Below are 20,566 nucleotides of genomic sequence, written 5' to 3'. Positions count from 1 at the left end.
ATTAAAATAACAAAAAAGCCCATCAATATCATGCTTCAGTTATTTTGGCATCATATCAACAGGCTTTCACTATAACATTGAAAATAGACTATATTTGCAATGAAGTGTTATTCATCCTTTACACAAAATTAGGATTCACTAAATATCTAGGCGTCTTGTCCTCTAGTGCTTCCACCAAGTTTTTATAAGCTAAATTTGCCATTTTCTTACGTGTTTCAGCAGTAGCAGAACCTACGTGAGGCAAAGTGACAACGTTCGGCAAAGTGAAAAGTGCAGATTCTTGCAGAGGTTCTTTCTCATAGACGTCTAAACCAGCCGCAAAAATAACTTCATTTTGCAATGCTTCAATTAGGGCTTGCTCATCGACAACTGAGCCACGCGCAATATTAATAAATATGGCATGCTTTTGCATAAGCTCAAATTGAGCCTTACCCATTAAAGCTTTAGATTCCGCATTTAAATCAACAGCCGTCACTACAAAATCAGATTGTTGTAATAATTCTTCCAACCCCAGATATTGAGCTTTTAAAGGTTCCGCTAACTCAGGTTTCTCGCGACGATTATGGTAAACAATATTCATGTTAAATCCATAAAAGCCACGACGTGCAATTGCAGCACCAATATTACCAAGCCCAATAATACCTAATGTTTTTCCAAAAACATCGAGACCAAACTGCTGTGGCCCAACTGTTCTTTTCCACTCACCTTGTTTAGTCCAGTGATCTAGCAAAGGAACTTTTCTGGCTGCACTTAATAACAAAGTAAAAGCAAGATCTGCTGTCGTTTCAGTTAGAACATGAGGTGTGTTTGCTAACCAGATTTTTTTCTGATTTAAATAACCAACATCATAATTGTCATAACCTACAGTCACAGAAGAAATAATTTTTAATTTTTGGGCAGGAGAAAGATTACTTTCATTGAGCAAACGACCAGCCCCAATCATGCCATCAGCATCTACTACTTCTTGTCGTATCTGTTCATTAATATCACCCAGTTTAGGGTTCAATACGACAACATGGTAATCCTGCTGTAACCGTGACAAAATTTCCTCATCAATTTGGCTAAAAACCACAACCTTTTTCATGTAAATCCCTACTACTCATTGTTATCTTGCATAAGTTGCCACAATCTTTTCTTAAGAAGAGGCTTATCTAACATTTCTTTTAAACTAGCTAAATGAATAATATTTGCATGTTGAATATAGGTACATTTACCCAAACATAAAATCTTTTTCTCTGCTGCTACAGCATCTAAGAAACCTTGAATATAAGAACCTACCCCTCGTTGATCTTGATAGGCTGCCAGAGGAAATGGCCATCTTAATTCAGAATATTGTCCTACCTTCGCCTTTTGTATATTTGCCCAAAGTTGTTTCTCTTCTGTTTCCAAAGCCGTTACATCAACAAAAATTACACATTTTTCAAGACAATAAGCCTGTAACTCAAATGGAGCAATTGTCTCTTGCTCAATGACTTTAGGTTTTTCTACAAATTTCTCTGGCTGCGAGACTTCTGCAACCACTATTGATGGCTCTTCCACCACTTTAGGAATTTCAAGCACCTGTGGCTGAGTGTTCTTTTGCTCAAAAGCAGGAACATCTATGGTAGGTACGGTAATTGACTCATGAGGTTCAACAACCTGATCTCGCCACAAAGTATGGGCATTATTTTTTTGGCACACTTGTGTTCTAGGAATCCATACGTCTATTCCTAAAGTTGCCAGTATATTTCTTTGCTGCCCAATCATGTCTAAATCAGTACCTCTAATCTACACACATTCTAACGGGCTTCTGATTTTTTTTCAGCGTTTTCTTTTAATGATACTCTTTGGAAACTACATATGTTTCTTAAATAATCATAACGCTATTTTTCTTCTGCATTTGCTCTACAATTTCATCAGACTCAAAACCAAATCGCCAATAGAGCAACTCAAGCACATCAAGTTCATCTTGAGTAATAATACGATCACTCCACAAGCACATTTCAGCAATTGCCAATATACTTAAGCGGTCACGCAGCAATAACCCAGCAATATCATTTAAAATTTCTGCCAAGTCTAAAGGTTCATCCGAAATTTCATCATAAATATGCATTTCATCAGGATTAAGCAAAGAACGCAAGATACGTTCGCGAACCTCTAACTGATTCGGACTATTGATTTGTTGCACATGAAGTAATGCATCAATTAAACGAACAATTTGAGGTTTTACCTCTTCAAATGCTGTCGGCAAATGAAGTGGCATCAAGTTTAACTCGTACTTAACACGCTCGAGTAGAAGTGCATCAAGTAATCCAATTTCCCCATCTTCTTGAATAATTAGTGCCAGTTTAGTCAAAAATTGACGAGCAATACTGGCAGGCATATGACCAATATTTTTACATGCATCATGAAATATCTGAATATGAATACGCCCATCAAGATTAAGTAAGGCATCCACAATTGCATGGCTTACTGGCGCATCTTGTGGAATAAATTCTCGATATTGACGAATCATTAAAATAGCAACCATCACCTCACGCGAACCAGTCGCAGTTTGTAATGCACGTTGAATAAGTTCAGGACGCTTTTTATTACGACGAATATCACTGCTTAACGGTTTAATTGCATCATTCAAAGCAAAACTGATTGGAGAAAGACGCAACAAAGGCAAAGGTTGTGGAGATGACCACGGCGTATAAATTTCAGTCTCAGATTCTTCTAGTACATGGAACAAACTAAATAAAGGACGATTTCGAAGTTTCTTTAAATTTTCTAATTGCAAATCTTGCAATAAAGTTGGGTTAAGCTCATAAATACGTTCACGAATACTTGGGTGAATATTCATCCAACTTTGCGGGCTAAGTGAATTCGCAAAACACATATGTGCAATCGATTCAGAATAAGCACTATGAATCTGCGAACCAGAATGGTGAACGTAAATACGCAATAAAGTTTGGGTATTAGTGCTATTTTTTAATAACCGCATCGTTTTTTGGTCATTGCGAAATGTACGACCACTTAATGTTAAATATTTAATAAAACGAGTGATTAAAACACCTAAACTTCCCGCCAACCAAATCACACCACCTACGGCTACAAATACAGTCTCGAACTTATGCTTATAACCCGGACTGTAGCGCTTAAACCCTTGTTTGGCGAGCTTACTCCCCCACTGACTAAAAGTAGTCAAACCACTATATAAAATTTTTAGTTTAGTATTTTCTACCGCTTCACCCGATAAAATCTGGTTAAATTCATGACCCAATAAGCCATATAGCTCTAGCTCATCAAGGTTCTGTAAGGCACCCCAAGTTAAAATAATTACAATATCATTCGAGTGAAAGCCTGCCGTTAATGCATTAACACCTACTTCATCAGGTAAAACATAAAGTGTTGGAACGTTCAGGGAAAATGTTTGTGCCAGATGTTCTGTAATTTTTAATGCGGCATGTTCTTCTGGTGTACTTTCACCTTTTACCAAACGACGAGCTTTCAACTGCTTGGCAAGTGAATGGCCACCTTTACGCAAAATATAAAGTTCGGTCACCACAGACCAAACCATGATAAAAAGCAAAAGAGCAATAAAATACGGACTTAAAGCATGCCACCAAATTGGCTCGCTATAATCAAAGAAATGAACAAGTAAACCTAAAATTAGATTTAAAATAAAAATAGTTAAAAGCACAGCAACCAAACACATAGTGATGGACCATGCCATATTTTTATTTTCGATTAAATAGTGGCTTACTTCTTTCAATGTAAATAATCCCAATTACATTGTTAAGTTTCATCATAAAAGAAAAAAGCGGGAAATACCCGCTTTTTTCGGCTATTTCTATTCTTCTTTAATACCGGTCAAATCTACTGATGCTGCATCAATATTGACATCAATATAACCATCTTTTTTCTTTTTCGCAGAATCATTACGTTTCTGTTCCAAATTATTCAGATAGTCTGCATCAATTCCACCAGTTACATAGATACCATCAAAAACAGAGCAATCAAACTCGGTTAATGTAGGTACTTTACTTGTACGTACAGCGTTCTTCAAATCTTCCAAATCTTGGAAAATTAAACGATCAGCACCAATAATTTCCTGAATTTCTTCTACACTGCGTTCTGAAGCAATAAGCTCAGTTTTAGCAGGCATATCGATACCATATACGTTCGGATACATCACTTTCGGTGCAGCTGAAGCAAAGTATACTTTTTTCGCACCTGAGTCACGCGCCATTTGAATGATCTCATTACACGTTGTACCACGCACAATTGAGTCATCCACTAATAGAACGTTCTTGCCTTTAAACTCTAACTCAACAGGGTTTAATTTCTGACGTACAGATTTTTTACGTTGTTGTTGACCTGGCATAATGAAGGTACGACCGATATAACGGTTTTTCATAAAACCTTCACGGAACTTCACGCCAAGAATATTTGCCAACTCTAAAGCTGAGGTACGGCTTGTATCTGGAATTGGGATAACCACGTCAATATCATGGTCTTCACCCCAGTCACGCAAAATTTTATGCGCTAATTTCTCACCCATTTTTAAGCGAGCTTTATAAACCGAAATACCATCAATAATTGCATCTGGACGAGCAAAATAAACATATTCAAAAATACATGGACGGTATTTTGGATTTGCAGCACATTGCTTTGTAAATAACTCGCCGTCAGCATTAATGAAAATTGCTTCACCCGGAGCAATATCACGCTCAATTTTAAAGCCAAGCGCTGTAATTGCTACTGATTCAGATGCAATGATATATTCCATCTCACCTTGCTCAGTTACACGAGAACCGTAAATAAGCGGACGGATACCATTTGGATCACGGAAACCAACTAAGCCGTGACCAGTAATCATTGCCACGACACCATAAGCACCTTGGCAGCGCTCATGTACACGTGAAACGGTATGGAAAATATCTTCCGGTGTAGGATTTAAAGTTCCTATCTTTTGCAACTCATGAGCAAAGACGTTTAAAAGAACTTCTGAATCAGAGTCCGTATTCATGTGACGCAAATCTGTTTTGAACAGGTCATCATGAATTTCTTCTGCATTTGTCAAGTTACCATTATGTGCAAGCGTAATACCGTAAGGTGAGTTCACATAAAATGGTTGAGCTTCCGCACTGCTTGAAGAACCAGCAGTTGGATAACGCACATGACCAATACCGTAATTACCAAGTAATGCTCTCATATGACGAGTATGAAAAACATCACGTACCATACCGTTATCCTTACGAAGGAAAAGACGGCCTTCATGGCAGGTTACTATTCCAGCTGCATCTTGCCCACGATGTTGCAACATCGTTAATGCATCAAACAACATTTGGTTCACTGGCGATTTACCGGCTATACCAACAACTCCACACATAGCAACCTCGCAGACAAGCTAGGAATTAATAAAAAGGATTCTTTGTTGAATGGTCAGGTCGAAGTTCTGTTTCCTCCGACTCGTCCATTGGTTTTGGAGAAGTGCGCGTTACACCGCCTCCAGATGTTATCTGATGAAATGCCTCACTTGCTGCATCTTTAGAAAGCTCTGTCGCTAAAGGTGCATAAGGCAATAAAAATTGGATAAATTTGGATTGTTTCCAATGAGGCGAACTTTCTACCCAAGGACCAACACCCTGCATGGTAATAAGAACAACCAATAAACCTTTCAACGAACCAAAAGCACCACCTGCTAAACGATTTAATGGCCCCAACTTCAAACTTTTCAAGAGGCCATTTAAAAATGCAGTGACGATCCAAGTTAAAACGATAATTAAAAGTGCAATAAAAGCGAAAGCCGCGATCTTTTGAACCACCGGATCCTGACTTAAACCTGACATTGACGGAGCTAGAAGAACAGCATATTTTGCACCCATAATTAATGCAAAAATCCATCCTACCAAGTTCGCAAAGGCTTTTATAAATCCTTGTCGCAAACCGTTTAGCCCCCCAATGAGCAAAAGTATCAGAATGATGATATCAATGGTGTTCATGTTCAATTAAGTCATGGCTTCAACACATTGCTTCACAAGCGTTGGTCCCGTATAAATCAGACCACTATAAATTTGTACAAGCGTTGCTCCAGCCTGTTGTTTCGCTGCAGCTTGTTCACCCGACAAAATTCCGCCCACACCAATTAAAGGAATTTGTCCTTTTAATGTTTGAGCAAATAAACGTAAACATTCCGTACTTTTTTCAAATACAGGTGCACCCGACAAACCACCTGACTCATTACCGTAAGGCAGGTTCTCTACCCCTTCTCTCGATAAGGTCGTGTTCGTCACAATAAGACCATCAATTTTAAAATCTAATAATTGTGCCGAAATAAATTCAACATCTTCAGCTGTTAAGTCTGGAGCGACTTTAAGAACTAAAGGTACATAGTGATTATATTGCTCTGCCAACTCAAGTTGACGTGCTTTTAAGGTTTGCAATAATTCAGTTAATGCATCACCACTTTGCAAACTACGCAAATTTTTAGTATTTGGAGACGAAATATTAACCGTAATGTATGAAGCGTAGTTATAAACTTTCTCAAGACAAATCAAATAATCATCAACAGCTTTTTCGACAGGTGTATCAGCATTTTTACCAATATTAATTCCTAAAATGCCTCTAAATTTTGATGCTTTAACATTCTCGATTAGCTTATCAACGCCATCATTATTAAAACCCATGCGGTTAATAATAGCTTTAGCTTCAGGAATACGGAATAAACGTGGTTTTGGGTTACCAGATTGTGGGCGAGGTGTAATTGTACCAATTTCAATGAAACCGAAACCCAACCCAGCTAATGCATCAATATGAGCACCATTTTTATCAAGACCGGCTGCCAACCCTACCGGATTAGGAAATTCGATTCCCATACATGTAGTTGGCTTTGCTTCTACGGTCTGGCGCATCATGCCTAGCTTATGCGCTTTATCAAGCATGGATAATGTTAATTCATGGGCACGCTCTGGTGCTAAACTAAACAACATCGGGCGAGCAAGTGAATATAACATACCAATCACAATCTACTGATTTTAGGTACGCATATTATAGGCACAGGCAGCACAAAACACCATGCTTGACACAAGCATATTTTGATATGTTATTGAACTGTCGCTGTTAATTTAATCTGACCTTCACTAGAAACCATTTCCATCTTTTGAATACTTAAGCCCATCTGTGCAAGTTGTGTTAAAAAGTTAGCCAAAATTGCATAATTCTGATGTGTTACAACAATTTGTAACTGTTCTCCATTTTGCTGGGAAGACACAGTTAAACCTTGTTGCTGAGCTACTCGTTGTATTTTTCCAGACTTATCTAGTTCAAGCTCATTGGCAGGCTTCATTGTGACTGCATTACTTTGCATCCACACCATCAAATCTTTTAAATCATTTAAACGTTTTTGCTGTTGTTCTGCCAAGGAATGCATTTTCCAAAGTGAATATCCAACAATGACGACTACAACAAAAATAGTAGTAAAGACCACCATAATACGTTCACGGACAGTTAAGCGATCTAAATATTGAACAATTTGTTCAACCCACTGATCAAAGCGGTTTTGCAACTGAGCTAACATTTTCATTATTGTATTTTCACCACCCCAATCGCACCACTACCATCAGCTTGAACATTACCTAACTCAGCTTTAAAACCTTGTTGATTAAGTTGTTGGGTTAAAGCTTGCAAATCATCTGCTGATTTTGCTTTTAGTGCCATTGTTAAGATTGAAGCATCATAATTGAGTTGCTGAGCTAAAATCTGTCTTTGCATTAAAATAGGCCCAACCCGGCTTAACAGAGAAAGTGCCTGGGTATCACCTTGCTGGCTCATTCTTAAATGACTTTCGAATTGTCCTTTAATATTTTGTTCAGTCACACGACTAGATGGACCAAACCAATATTTATATTGCTCAATTGCCTGTTCAGCAGTCTGATCTGCCACCTTTTTCAATTTTACCCAACGCAATAAATCATAGCTAAACTGCACGACAATAATTGCTAGAACAACGGCGGCACAAGCTTTCCAATAATTAGAAAAAGTACGTTCTTGCCCTTTTGATTTTGGCAAAACATTAAAAGGATGCTGCTTAGTTTTATCTAAAGGCTGAAATTGATAAACAAACTCAGAACGTTGCTCTGCGCTTGAGGCAGCTTCTAAGCTCTCTAGTTGCTCTGCTGTTAAACCACTATATTGATAATGTGTTTCGGCTGACTGGAACTCTAAAAAAAGCCCCAAGTCATCAATAGAATTACCTAACCACTTATTCTCACGCACCAAAAGCTGATGACCAATATTACACAGAATAACTTGCTGAGCTTGTGGTTCAGGTAAAACTAGAAAATCTGGCAACAAAGCCACAAGTTTGGTTGGTAACAAAGCTAAAGAATGTTGCCATGTCTCTACCATCCCCTGAGCAACACCCAAAACAGTTAACTGATCGGCATGAAAATGGTGAACCACTTTCATGTGATCAATCGGTAAAGTCACAAACTCTTCAAGTAGATATTTAACCCCATCAGCGCCAAGCTGTTTGTAATGGGACTTTGCCATCGTTTGCTGAAGCATTTGAGCATGACGACTCGGAAAAAAGACTGTAGCTTCTTTTCCTTGATGTATTTGCAAGTCTTGTATTAATTGATCGAGACTTGCAGCCTGCAACCAGTTTTCTCCGTTAGACCAATGCCAAACTCCATTGGTTTCAGGCATCCATATATACAGCATAAAGTTAAGCCAATAAAATTAAATACTTAGTCAATTTTGGTGTAGATTTGGTGTTCTTGTGTTTCTTAACACTAAGCTGATTCTATCCAATTTTTCGCATTGTAATATAAATAAGTTACTTTTATATGTATGAAGTTTCAAAAACTTTGCTTCTTATCAAAGGTCCATCTTTTACCGTTGTAAGTGACAGTTCCATCCAAATTAATCGGCAACTCTTTTAATGAGTAGTCATAGATTTTAAGAACATTCCCGTTCTTATCTAAATCAGCGGGCAGATTGCAAGTATTTTCCATCCTGCCCGCTTCCGAAACCATGATCATGACTTGAGACATCACAAAGCCCTTACACAAATCGAGACGTTCACATTACTATTAATAGTGTGAGCTGTGCAACTTGTAAGCATTACCAAGCTTAACGTCATAATTATTTTTAGTATAAGCTGGGCCATTGTAACCTCGTGCAAAAGCTTTCCAGTCTTTATTTTTCAATGCATTTACCAATCCATTTACTTTGATAAATCGGCACATAGCATCAAGCTGTGAATCTTCATCTTTATACATAGCATTAATAAAAGCTTGCAATGATGGGTAGTCAAGCGAATACCAATGATACCCCATCACCTGACCAATCCCCCATGAACATGATTCAAGTGCACTAGTTCGGTCAAACTTTGCAGCATCATTAAGCTTTGCATGCTGTTGAGAATATAGGCCATAACCGCCAGATGTTTTGCTGCATAAGTCTGGCCGTTTACGCATCATTTCATCAGCAACCTTTGCTTTATTATTAGCAATTAAGCGCTGACGCATGACGTGACGTTCAAATAAGATGACTGGAGTGCCGTCTTGATTAAAACCACTGCCCTTACATTCAACATCTATGACTGCGTGTAATGTCGCAGGCTCTATGCCCAATGCTTTAGCCTGCTCAGCGATTTGTTGGGGAGATAATTTTAAGCTCATTATCCACCCCATTTAGGTGCGTTCTTTTTGAGAAATTCCTCAATAAATGTCGAACCTAAAATACCTAAAGCAGATGCAATGGCAATTAAAGGAATTGTTGAGATATCGGGGATTTGAAGTAAAACCAGCCCAGCAACTAGAGATGATGCCGAACCTAAAATGGTTCGTCCGATTAACAGTCTGATTGAAAGAGGTTCTTTTGAAACTAATAGCTTACTCATACCAATAAGCCCTCCTAGAATGACTAAAGTCAAAAATGTTTTTTCATGCTCTTGCATGTGCCTTCCCCCTAATTTCGGCAATAAAAAAGCCCTAACTTATTTAACGCTAGGGCTTGCGGTGGTTTGTTGTGTATTAAGGTGCAATTAGGCCGTGACCAGTTCCCCCGCGGAGCGAAGCCAGAATCTGATTAACTTTTGCAATTACATCTTCTAAAGTTGCAGATGCAGGCAAGTCCAGAATTGCTGGCAACTGACCGCCAACGACACGGTCCCCAGCAACATGCAAACCTGATGAAGTCTCAATTTCTTTTGCAAAAGTAACCTTCCTTGTCTGATCGACAGTCATATATTCAGTACCGTTTAGACGATGCTGAATAGTTGCAAAGGCTTGACCAGCATTTGGATGTGAAACAATAGTATTGTGTAGGCTTGCATAACTACCATTTGCTAACAATCCTTTAACTTCATTTGCAAGAATCCCATTACCCGATGTGGATTCAATTACATGACTAATCGTGTCTGACTCACCATATCTGTAATCATAACGAGACATCGGAATATCTGTATTAAATCCGACCCAAGCCCGCTCAAGATCAATGCCGTCTCCCTCTTTACAGAAAATTGTTGGTTTCGTCACGTTATAGCCAATACCAACACCCCGCTTACTAATAACTAAGGGCTGAATAACGCCACCTGAAGCAATACCTTTACCAATAGCTTGTGCACCATTAAATGCTTTCAAGAAAGAACCATATGAGAAAGCAAAGTTTCCATATGCTTCTGATTGATAACCATGCGCACGAGCGGCAGCGCCCTGCGTACCATCTGGCAGATAGTCAGGATCAGTTGTTTTTGACGCACCAGCAATACACTTATAACCGTCAGTAGATGAATATAAACTTTCAGATAAGTTTAGATGACCCATCGCATTAGAAATTCGTCCTCTGGCTTGGGTGTTTTTACCTACTGATAGTGAGCAATAACCATATAAGCCATTAGCAGAACCTACTGGATCATCAGGATTACCAGTACAAGAACCAGCACCAAACACAAATGAGGCAACACCAAATGGTACACAATCATGTCCACCCGCTAAAGAAAGATATGCAAATGGAGGGTTATTTCGCCCAAATGAAACAGCACCGATTGCTACATTCGAATCATGATAGGCATCAGGATTATTTAAACCTCGGAAGTTGTTTAAATCATCGTCTTTATGAGTTGGGTCACTGATTCCATATAAAAAACTGGCCATCAGCGGATTAAGTTTAAATTTTACTGGCGAACCCAGAACTGGTGCATAAGTCTTATTCATCGCAACATACGATTGTAAGTCGACTTGTGTTACACCTTGATAAACAATCCACTTTCCTGCGTTTACATCATTTTGGAAATTTGAACTTGATGTGTGATCAATAAGACAAATATAAGTAATATTATTAACAAAGACTAAGTCTTTGATTTCATAGACTGTGCTATGTGTCCAGTTACCTCGCACAGATAATGCCAGGTATCTAACTTTGAGATCGTTTAATACATCATCTATCTTACTTTCACCTAATTGATGAATAAGTAGAACAGCTTTTGCTAAAGTTGGGTACTGCATTCCAAGTCTTGTTAAGACATCTTCAAGTTCGGTACCACTAATAAATTTTTCTAAGCTTTCAGCATCTGCTTTCGCGTCCACAAGTTCTTGCCGAGTAATGATTTCACTAGCCATTACTTTTCTCCAAGCATAAAAAAGCCCCGATAAAGGGGCTTGGATTTCTGTTAATTAATTAAATAAAGTCATGGTCACGCTCATAGAATCGGGCATCGTAGTTTGAAGCCTTAAGCGTATTGGTCATTTGAGTTTGAGGGGTAAGTTCTTCAAGCATGAAAGCCTGTGCTTCTGTTTGATCAGCTCGAACTAATGTGTAGAGTGTTTTAACGTATCGATCGTCACTAACTACAAGAGGCTGTACTGGCGGTCGGCCAAGCACTACATGGTATTTATCAGCACCCGCTGTGCATGGCACCACATCTACAGTTGCATTCGATATCTGCAAGTGAATGAAGTAATCACTACCAACATCAAATGTGCATGGCTGAGAGGTTTGAATAGTTAAACCATCTACTGCTTCAATTTCACCATCTTGTGTATCCACAACTGTGTTGTCAGCAACCAAAATACGATCATTCCGAATCAGCAATTCAGACTCGTCCAGAACTTCCACTTCACAAGACATGTATTTGTAGCGAAGCTTATTCCACTCGCGCCACGCTCGTACTTTCGCTTGAGCTTCATTGCGAATACCAGTTGTAGTAATCTTCAACGGATTCTTAGGCGTGATGTCTTCAGGAATGATGTATTTCACACGTGCATCATCCACATCAGAAGTATATTCAAGCTCTACCCCGTCATAGTCTTTCTGCACACCAAATGTATAAGAGCGCTTTTCTGTTAAAGGTACTTTGTTTCGGTGGTTGAAAAGTAAGACAGCATTTTCTTGTGGCTGCTCAAACTTGAGACGGGTTAGACTTCCGAACCGATACGGCTCACAGAAAGCAGAACTAGCGACCATTCCCGCGATTTCTTCAAAGCTAAGATTGTCATCATCAATGGTGTAATTGAACTCAGACATGAGGTCTGAACCGAAATAAGCATTAACTTTGGCAATCTCTGCATTGATTTGTGCAATGTCTACTTCTTCACTTGTTCGACGACCAATGTGCTCATCTAAAGCCAAATTAATGAGTGCCTGACCTGCTGAACGTGTGACCTGTAAAGGCCCTGTGCCATTAAGCGGTAGTTTGCGATTCACTAAACAGTTCAGCTTGCGTTCTTTGATGCTTAGGGCGCCATCGGTAGCAACTGTTCGAGAACGCAATACAGTCACATTGTTGTAAATGTCTTTATCCGAGATAGAAAACCCAAACACATCTTTAATTTTGACATCTGCACGTGCATTTGAATCATCATTTGTCAAACGTGCAACACGGAATCGGAATGAGCCAGTAAACGGAAAATCAACGGTGACCGACTTACCAAACTGCGTGAGCTTCCTATCAAAAATATAGAACTCATTTGAATAAATCGCTCCGAACGGTACGTTATTATTGTCGATCTGCTGATATTCAATTTTGATGCGGCTTGGGTGAGCATCTTGCCGACCAGAACGTGACTGCCAATACAAACCTTGCGGATACACAAGATTGTAAAACAGGCCAGTGGCATCATTTTTGGCAATATTAAACCACCCCACCCACTTGTCAGTTGAACCATCTAAACGCACTAAAACGTCTTGGCCAGTGGTGTTTTGGTTTGGCAGCGTTGATAGCTTGTCCCATTCATTATTTACAGATGATGGTGGTGCAAGCGTGATCGTATCTGCTGTAATTGTCGCAATCGTATAAGAACCATCAAGATTAATACCTTGAGTGTTTTTATTTAAAAGTGCTCCAGATGTAAGCGTATAGTCATCATTCACATACTGCCAATTTGAGTTCACTGTGTTTGGGTTTGACAAAACAATCTCATAATGAAAACCACCTGAAATGGCAGTTTTAGTAATGCCTGAAATGACATACTGACCAGACAAGTCTCGCTTGGTCACAGTTGTTTCTGGCGGATCACCCGATGTTGTAGAGATATCAACAAGCGCCCCTGTTAGTAACAAACCTTTGAATGTGTTCTCATTGGCAATATTGGTTGTAGATTCAATGATGACTGAACCCGAACTTGTCACCATGATTTCGCCTGATAGCATCACATCAAGCACACCATATCTAGCATTATAAATGGCAACAATATCGTTAGCAGTAAACAATGTAGTGAAATCAATTGTTGAACCAGATGTCTTAATTAGATTTGGGTATTGAAAGTAAATCAGGCTTGACTCAATTTTTTGATCATTTGGGTATTGCAGAGTTTGGCCATTGATTGCGCTTGATTTGATTACAGATAATGGTGGCTCGGTGAAAGCCTCTCCAACTTGATATGTTGGAATTCCATTCACAATGGATACACCTGGATCATAAATTGAGACGCTGACCCCATCAATTCCTGAAACTTCAGTAGTGCCGTCACGACAGTCTTCTATCTGATAGTAACCTCGACCAATACACATCAAGCATTCTTCAATTTCGATGCCATCTTTATAAATTGTGTAGGTTTGCGCGATTAAATCCGGATAAGAACGGACTCGCCCGAAGATATCAGGGATACGTGCATTTAGACGTGCTTGGTTGGATCGTTGCGATAATTCATTATTAGATGAACCTACAGTAGGCGCCTGTGGTTTCGGCATAGTTAAAACAGTATAAATACTGTATGCCGCCATAATGGCTACGATTGCATAATAGACAAACTGCAACCATGCTGGCTCTATCACTACAAAGAATTTACCTTCCAAAGTTTGAATATGCTCAAGTTGGGCATTAATTCTTTTTGGATGGTTAGGAGTGACGTCACAACTTTCTGCAATATGGTTGTGATAAATCTTTGCGTTCTCAGGCCATACATCAAACTGCTGATAGATATATGCTAAAACATCCTCCACATCAGCTTCTGACCATGTAGATCGGTCATAAACATCAGGAACGATGATGATTTTTTTCAAACTCATTTGTAAAACCTCGTTTCCCGAAAGTTCATGGAAATAATCTCAAGTGGAACGTACTGCACCCCACGACCAGTTAAATGCAAAACCTTGTCACAATAAAAAAGCCCGACATGTGTCGAGCTTTTTTTGCCATTGGTGAAAAATACAATGCATGGGGAAATGGGTTCCTTTAACTTTTTGAAGCTACCCTTTCCATTTAAAAATCTGTCTAGGCGCTTCTTAAGATCACGCCCTGTAACTTCCTTCCATGCTTCACATAGGAACTCATTACAGGTGTAGTCTTTGGTCCAAATACGATTATGTAAGTGGTCTAGGTTCATATCATGCCCCGCAACAGTGGGAATCGCTCTAATGAGTAAATCTCACCTGTCTTCACACTATTTAGTTCTGGTGCTTGTGCATCAAAGGTGCAGTTACCAGAGCCATCTTTAGATAAAGTAGCCACCTCTAATGTCTGTAAAGAAACCATTGGAGCTGTTAAATCATCATCGCGATATAACCGCCATTTGACTGATGGTCTAATTTTCCAATTAGCGCCCAAACGAGCAGATACAACTGATTTAATTAATTCATCGTCTACATCAGCAATGGTTAGGCTTAGCTTTTGATCAAGGTCGTTTGTGACTGTAGATCGTTGAATAGACATAGGTTGATATTCATATGGAACATCCGGCCCTGTGGCTTCATGCTTAACTGTCACACCTTCTGTATCGTTTTTGATGAACCGGAAAGGCTCGGTAAAGTCGGGATGAGTAATCTCAACACATTCCAAAGGAACCACACCACTGCTTGAGTTTAGAAAGAAGGATGTATAGTCAGGCATCTATATACCCTCCATCGCTCTTGGCAGGTCGTCGTTTACCAGTTTTTCAAGTGGGTTGACTAACGATGCCAAGTCTTGCCCATCATTACCAGTTTCAACAATGATCTTATTAAGTTCAGAGTCTACTATTGGCTTAACGCGTAACTGAGCAGTAACTGTATAAACTGGTCCTTGCATACTTGTTAGTTGGAAGCTATCAGCAACAAATAAGCATTCATAAGGCTTAAATTCTGGACCATTTACCCGAAGCGAGGCACTAAACTTCTGATTAGGGGCTTCACACCAAACGTTATAAAACGCATCAAGATACTGAAACCCATCCTCAAGAACTTTCCATTGAACATTGACAGTGTGATACCCATTTTTTAGTCCTCTTCGTGAACGTGGTGCGCCACCATCTAACTCTTGAGTGATTACCCCGCTCTTCAAACTAGCCGAGTAACCCTCTTGTGTTGAGCAGTATTTTAATGTGTTCATATTAGCCCCATAAAAAAACCGACCTCTAAGTGGGTCGGTTTTAAGCTTTAATTGCTGCGATAATTTCAGGTAGTTTCCAAAGTACTATTGGCACCGAGAATAGGATCATAAAGGCAATAATGGTCTGCCATAACCCATGTTTTTCAATACACACTTTCATTAACTCCACTATTGGTTTAAAATGCTCCATATAGATTTGTTTTCTCCTTAATCTTGCTCTGGTTAAGTTGATTTAAAAGAACCTCAGTGCGCCAACACTGGGGTTTTTGCTTTTTCAGGATTTTAAATCCTTCAATTTTTTAGTTCATCCTGCGGTTTTTCCGCATTCAGAAATAGAAAAAGCCGCCCTTAGGCAGCTCTTCGTTTGTTCTCTCTTATACTGTTAACTTCAAACGGTTTTACTTACATACCGCTTACGGTTCTTCTCTTATGCCTGTACTTTTAATTAAGGGTTTTGCTCATCAGCAGGCTTGCCCTGACAAAATTCAACAAGGCTTAAAGTTGAAATATCAGAAACACGGATCTGAATACTTAATGGTCTGCCCGCAGCTGGGAACAATTTTGAGTTTTGAATATATTTTGCATCTTTAAGATACAAAAAATGTTCTTTAAGTGAGTCTGGAAATTTAATTTCCTCACCATCATCTAACTTTTTAATTATCTCTTCTCTTGGCTCTTTGATATGGGAATAAAAGAATTCCTTCCAAAGTGAATTTTCTTCGAGTTCGAAAAATTCTTCTTCACTGATTGCAGTACCAGTAATTACGCTGCCACCAACCCCGACTGTCACATAGAAATCTGGATAATAATCTTCTCTATGTGCATTTTCAGAAATTGCTTTTATCAATAAATTAGTATCATTTCTACTCATTCTTCTTTTCCATAAAGTTTAATTAAGAAGATTAGAATCTATCAAAGAATAAATTTAATAGCCACCGAAGTGGCTACCAATTATTGCCGTCTAGGTGTTGCATTGTAGTTTTGCTTGAATGCCTTGCTGATTCTACTATTAGGGTTTTGAATTCCCTGTAGGAAAACCTGCTCCGCAACTTCGCCAGCAATCTGTCTAATGCGAACTTCTAAAGAACCATCGTCATTTCTAGTCACGTCAGCCGTTTGACCTTCCATGACATAGACATTCACGATTGGTTCTAGGACAGTTGCACCAGAACTACCAAAGGATTGACCAGAGTTAATGGCGTTCAATGTATCAACACCGACTCGCTTAGTCGCTGCGGCATTAAGTACATATTCCTGACCATGAACTACACCAGCAACATCACCTCGGCCCATGTTGCCTGTGTAGCCGCCTGAAGAGAAGCCAGCGATGGTCTGTGCAGCGATCATTGCTGCTTGAGCATATCCAAAGCCCAAGATTGCAGACGCTGCTGGTATTTTTCCAACGAATGGAAGTGTAATATCTGCTGTAGTTTCTGCTGCTGCTAAATGAGCAGAAACAATTGTTGAGGCAATGGCAAATGCTTGCTGCATAGCAAACATAGCTTTGTATCTCTTAGACTGTTCTCCACTTGCATCCTTTACTGATTGAGTTAAATTAGACCACACAGATTGTCCTTGATTTAAAAGACTGGACCAGATTTGCAACTGAGATTCATATTGACCCTTCTGCAAATCTTGATATTTCTGTGCATATTCCTCTTGTATCTTATGCTTGGTCTCCTCATGGAGCCTAACAGCATCCTCAATACGCTTGTTGTATTCAAGAGTTAGAATTTCACCTTTGGCTAGTTTTGCTTTTAAGTTATCTTGTTCATTCAATAATGCATTGTCATTATCAGACATTGCATTACTTTCCCCGAACTGCGTTGATAAACCTTCACGTTCACCTTTGGGTGCTGCTAAGAGCGCTCTAGCCTGTTGAATATCTCTTAGTGAATTACTATAAGTCTGCTCATAAGCACGTTTTCTTTGTTCAGCAGCAAGATTGATTAGGTTGGTTTCATAATCGTATTGTTCCTTTAAGGCTCTTAAACGAGACTTCTTTTCCTCTGCGTTATATTCACGACTCTTCTGGATTCTTAGTCCTTCAATCTTAGTTTTTGCGTTAAGTTTCTCTTGCTCATTCATCCTGAAGGAGTAAAGATCATAAGCAAGTTGAGCTTCACTAATGAGTTTTGCATCATTCGCTTTCTGAATCGCTACAGAGACATATTGCGTCATGCCGTATTTTTGCAAGCGCTCAATTTCCTTCTGTAAATCCATCTCAATTTGTTTGGATTTATCAGAATATTCATATTGAATTTTGAGACGTTCTTCATTGATCTTCTCTAATTCTTGAGCATGCTTTTTCGACTCTTGAGCAGCTTTCTTTGCAGCATTCTCTGCATCTTTAGCTTCTTTTGCGTTTGTTTTAAGGCCCTTGTTGGTTTTATCTATTGCACCACTAGTGTCGTAGTACAACTGACCCAACTTATCAAGTTTAGGAACTGATGCATCAAGCACATCATTCATGGACTTCATTGAGCCCTTAATGGTTGCAACTGAATCATTTACAGTATCACTGGCGATAGACCAGCCATTTTTAAACCCATTTACTAGAGCTTGCCCTTTAGCAACAACTCCATCAGCATTCCAAACATTAACAGCTGTCGAACCAATATTTTTAGCCTGCTCTACAAAGCCTTGAATGAGTCGTATAACGACCTGAATTGCACTTGCTAAGCCAATAATGCCAACTGCTACGCCCTTAGCAATTACACCAACAGATTGAATTACGGAACCAAATTGGCCACCATCTTCAGCCCCTTGTAAGAAACTACTTAAAAGTGAGTTCAAGACAGGCATCATTTGAGAAGCTAATTGTGTTTTAAATCCTTCGAATCGGGTTTGCACAGACTTTGTTTGGGCAGCAAGCAGTCGAGACTGTTCAATAGCTTCTTTGCTTTTGATAATCCCCGCTTCTGTTAATGCCTCTCCATAACGATCTAATAAAGCCCCTCCATTTTCGAACAATGGAAGTAAATTACCTAAATCATTACCTAGACTTTCAAAGACAAATCTTTGTTCTTGTGCAGATGCTCCAACACTATCAAGCTTATCTTTCATTAGCTGAAGTGCTTCAACACCATCTTTACCCTGCAAAGTCTTCGCAAATTTTTGAATCTCTGCATCTGTCATTTTGGTGTTATTTTTTAAGGCATCAAAGAAGTCTGCTGCCTCACCTCCACCACCACTAGCAGTGAATTCACCAAGCTTTTCTTGTGCATCAGCTAATGACTGTGCCAAACCATCTTGTGACATACCAAGCTGTTCAGCAGCATGTGAAAGAATTTGAAAGTTCTGTGTGCTAGTGTTTGCTCTATTTGCTAAAACAATCATCTCAGCATCCGCTTTAGCGGCTTGAATTGCCATTGCAGAAAGTCCAGCAAGTGCTACTGCTGCACCACCCACCGCCATTCCTGTAAGTGCTGCACCTGCCATCAAAGCGCCACCACGCAAAGCTGCAACTTTTTCAGTGACATCACCAATAACAGACCCAATGCGTGTATTGCCAAGAGATGAATTAATTTGTTCCTTAAATTTGGAAAATAAATCAGTAGTTTTATCTGTCTCTTGGCCTACATTTTTAATAGATTTTGCAGTCTTATCGCCTTGTTTCTCAGCATTGCCTAGAGACTTATCTAAAGCATCGACTTCTTTTTTGCCATCTTTGGCATCTACCACAATAACCAAGCGGCTTACAGATTCAGGCATTTCACTCTCCAAATTCTAGGCAATAAAAAACCCGACACTTGGTCGGGCTTTTTATACTACTTTTTAGTCTAACTTAGCCTTACAGGCTGGTGAAGTATTGGTCTTCTGGTCATCTTTGATTAACTTGTAGCTACCACCTGCACCATAAGCTAGCTCTAGATTCGTATTAGTTTCAGATTTAATTGTCCAAAAAGATCCATCTTGTGTATAAACTTTATTGCCTACTTTCTTGATTGACTGAACTTTTACTTCACCTTGATAGTCTTGACAAATAGTTCCTGTGCCATCTTTATTTAATTTTAAAGTTGCAACTGAAATATTAGAATGCGCACCAGTCCAATACCCATCGTTTCTTGTTTGTGTTGGTGTTAGTTCAAAGAAATTTGCAGTTGTAGCACATCCGCTTAACATGCCTATTAACCCTAATAAAATAATCTTTTTCATACGAGTGCCTTATTTAGAAACCATAGCGAACAAAACTAACAGCAACCATCCAAATGCTATTACTTTTTCAAATTTTGTGTATTTTCTTTGAAGAGTAAACCATGCAAAAATGAAAGGGAAAATAAAAATGCCGATCCATAACAGAATAGTAACTAAGACGTTTCTTTTTTCTTTATCTGAACCTTCTTGTTGTATTAAGTGAATAGGGTCATTTAAAGTCCCTTTTGACTTCTTGTAGCTGGTATTTGTTGTATAAGAAAGACCAGTACCTGGAATACCTACTGTTGTGCGAGTACCCTTCTTACTTACATTTACACGTGCACCTTTCCCACCCACAGAAACACTTGATAGCCCTTTTTTACTAATATTGACACGGATTCCAGGAGCAATTTTTATACTTTTTCTAAAATTCAATCCCATCACATCACCTATCTAGAGCAGATCTTTTTAGAAGCACTGATGGAACCATCATTACAAACAAACTTACTACCATCGCAATGACTTATCCCACCTTTCTTACCAGAGCACGGTTGTCTCCCTCTACCTGCTTCCGCAACACTTAATGAGCTTAAAACTAATAAAAGACTTAAAATGACTTGTTTCATGGTTTTTACCGTTTATTATAAAGTGTAC

The 20,566-nt window shown here is 39.1% G+C and carries 22 protein-coding genes; all 22 read right to left on the bottom strand.

The window, feature by feature from the left end; all coding sequences use genetic code 11:
* Positions 1-118: 118 nt before the first annotated feature.
* Positions 119-1,084, bottom strand: coding sequence for a D-glycerate dehydrogenase (locus RFX69_RS18045; protein WP_000758320.1), 966 nt, complete (start codon positions 1,082-1,084; stop codon positions 119-121).
* Positions 1,085-1,095: 11 nt separating this feature from the next.
* A complete protein-coding gene (locus RFX69_RS18040; protein WP_000580189.1) occupies positions 1,096-1,746 on the bottom strand; it encodes a hypothetical protein in 651 nt (216 codons plus the stop codon).
* Positions 1,747-1,846: 100 nt separating this feature from the next.
* Positions 1,847-3,736 carry a M48 family metalloprotease gene (locus RFX69_RS18035; protein ID WP_000665946.1) on the bottom strand — a complete coding sequence of 630 codons (1,890 nt, stop codon included), beginning with the start codon at positions 3,734-3,736 and terminating at the stop codon, positions 1,847-1,849.
* A gap of 78 nt (positions 3,737-3,814) precedes the next feature.
* Entirely contained in the window at positions 3,815-5,356 is a 1,542-nt protein-coding gene (purF, locus tag RFX69_RS18030) for an amidophosphoribosyltransferase (RefSeq protein WP_000334674.1), read from the bottom strand.
* A 25-nt stretch (positions 5,357-5,381) separates the two neighbouring features.
* Positions 5,382-5,969, bottom strand: a complete 588-nt coding sequence (locus tag RFX69_RS18025) for a CvpA family protein (protein ID WP_001091966.1) — start codon at positions 5,967-5,969, stop codon at positions 5,382-5,384.
* Positions 5,970-5,975: 6 nt separating this feature from the next.
* The gene (locus RFX69_RS18020) at positions 5,976-6,980 is read right to left on the bottom strand and encodes a quinone-dependent dihydroorotate dehydrogenase (RefSeq protein WP_000966986.1); all 1,005 of its coding nucleotides are present in this window, start codon (positions 6,978-6,980) and stop codon (positions 5,976-5,978) included.
* Positions 6,981-7,069: 89 nt separating this feature from the next.
* Complete coding sequence (gene gspM / locus RFX69_RS18015) at positions 7,070-7,549, bottom strand: type II secretion system protein GspM (protein WP_000783000.1); 480 nt, start codon at positions 7,547-7,549, stop codon at positions 7,070-7,072.
* Positions 7,549-8,688, bottom strand: coding sequence for a type II secretion system protein GspL (gene gspL, locus RFX69_RS18010; RefSeq protein WP_017816345.1), 1,140 nt, complete (start codon positions 8,686-8,688; stop codon positions 7,549-7,551). The genes gspM and gspL overlap by 1 nt, the downstream gene beginning before the upstream one ends.
* A gap of 137 nt (positions 8,689-8,825) precedes the next feature.
* Positions 8,826-9,020, bottom strand: coding sequence for a hypothetical protein (locus RFX69_RS18005; protein ID WP_000084540.1), 195 nt, complete (start codon positions 9,018-9,020; stop codon positions 8,826-8,828).
* Positions 9,021-9,059: 39 nt separating this feature from the next.
* Complete coding sequence (locus RFX69_RS18000; protein ID WP_289333153.1) at positions 9,060-9,650, bottom strand: N-acetylmuramidase family protein; 591 nt, start codon at positions 9,648-9,650, stop codon at positions 9,060-9,062.
* Positions 9,650-9,928, bottom strand: a complete 279-nt coding sequence (locus RFX69_RS17995) for a holin (protein ID WP_135536393.1) — start codon at positions 9,926-9,928, stop codon at positions 9,650-9,652. Before RFX69_RS17995 ends, RFX69_RS18000 begins: the two co-directional genes overlap by 1 nt.
* A 76-nt stretch (positions 9,929-10,004) precedes the next feature.
* Complete coding sequence (locus RFX69_RS17990; protein WP_309169558.1) at positions 10,005-11,591, bottom strand: hypothetical protein; 1,587 nt, start codon at positions 11,589-11,591, stop codon at positions 10,005-10,007.
* Between the two features lie 58 nt (positions 11,592-11,649).
* The gene (locus tag RFX69_RS17985) at positions 11,650-14,478 is read right to left on the bottom strand and encodes a host specificity factor TipJ family phage tail protein (RefSeq protein WP_309169557.1); all 2,829 of its coding nucleotides are present in this window, start codon (positions 14,476-14,478) and stop codon (positions 11,650-11,652) included.
* On the bottom strand, positions 14,475-14,795 hold the full coding sequence (locus tag RFX69_RS17980; RefSeq protein ID WP_309169556.1) for a hypothetical protein: 321 nt from the start codon (positions 14,793-14,795) through the stop codon (positions 14,475-14,477). Before RFX69_RS17980 ends, RFX69_RS17985 begins: the two co-directional genes overlap by 4 nt.
* Positions 14,792-15,298, bottom strand: a complete 507-nt coding sequence (locus RFX69_RS17975) for a DUF1833 family protein (protein WP_309169555.1) — start codon at positions 15,296-15,298, stop codon at positions 14,792-14,794. Before RFX69_RS17975 ends, RFX69_RS17980 begins: the two co-directional genes overlap by 4 nt.
* Entirely contained in the window at positions 15,299-15,775 is a 477-nt protein-coding gene (locus RFX69_RS17970) for a hypothetical protein (RefSeq protein WP_289337778.1), read from the bottom strand.
* Positions 15,776-15,815: 40 nt separating this feature from the next.
* A complete protein-coding gene (locus tag RFX69_RS17965; protein WP_000399748.1) occupies positions 15,816-15,965 on the bottom strand; it encodes a hypothetical protein in 150 nt (49 codons plus the stop codon).
* A gap of 255 nt (positions 15,966-16,220) precedes the next feature.
* Entirely contained in the window at positions 16,221-16,646 is a 426-nt protein-coding gene (locus tag RFX69_RS17960) for a hypothetical protein (protein ID WP_000089177.1), read from the bottom strand.
* 80 nt (positions 16,647-16,726) lie between these two features.
* Positions 16,727-19,489, bottom strand: a complete 2,763-nt coding sequence (locus RFX69_RS17955) for a hypothetical protein (protein WP_309169552.1) — start codon at positions 19,487-19,489, stop codon at positions 16,727-16,729.
* Positions 19,490-19,552: 63 nt separating this feature from the next.
* The gene (locus tag RFX69_RS17950) at positions 19,553-19,933 is read right to left on the bottom strand and encodes a J517_1871 family lipoprotein (RefSeq protein WP_029574739.1); all 381 of its coding nucleotides are present in this window, start codon (positions 19,931-19,933) and stop codon (positions 19,553-19,555) included.
* A 9-nt stretch (positions 19,934-19,942) separates the two neighbouring features.
* Positions 19,943-20,353, bottom strand: coding sequence for a DUF4236 domain-containing protein (locus tag RFX69_RS19445; protein ID WP_032032007.1), 411 nt, complete (start codon positions 20,351-20,353; stop codon positions 19,943-19,945).
* Positions 20,354-20,361: 8 nt separating this feature from the next.
* Positions 20,362-20,538 carry a hypothetical protein gene (locus RFX69_RS17940; protein ID WP_014466185.1) on the bottom strand — a complete coding sequence of 59 codons (177 nt, stop codon included), beginning with the start codon at positions 20,536-20,538 and terminating at the stop codon, positions 20,362-20,364.
* Between the last annotated feature and the right edge of the window lie 28 nt (positions 20,539-20,566).

It is taken from the genome of Acinetobacter sp. 148 (assembly GCF_031196675.1).
Classification (GTDB): Bacteria; Pseudomonadota; Gammaproteobacteria; order Pseudomonadales; family Moraxellaceae; genus Acinetobacter; species Acinetobacter baumannii.
Note: the sequence above shows the minus strand (reverse complement) of the source record. Positions and strands in the feature narration are given on the sequence as shown.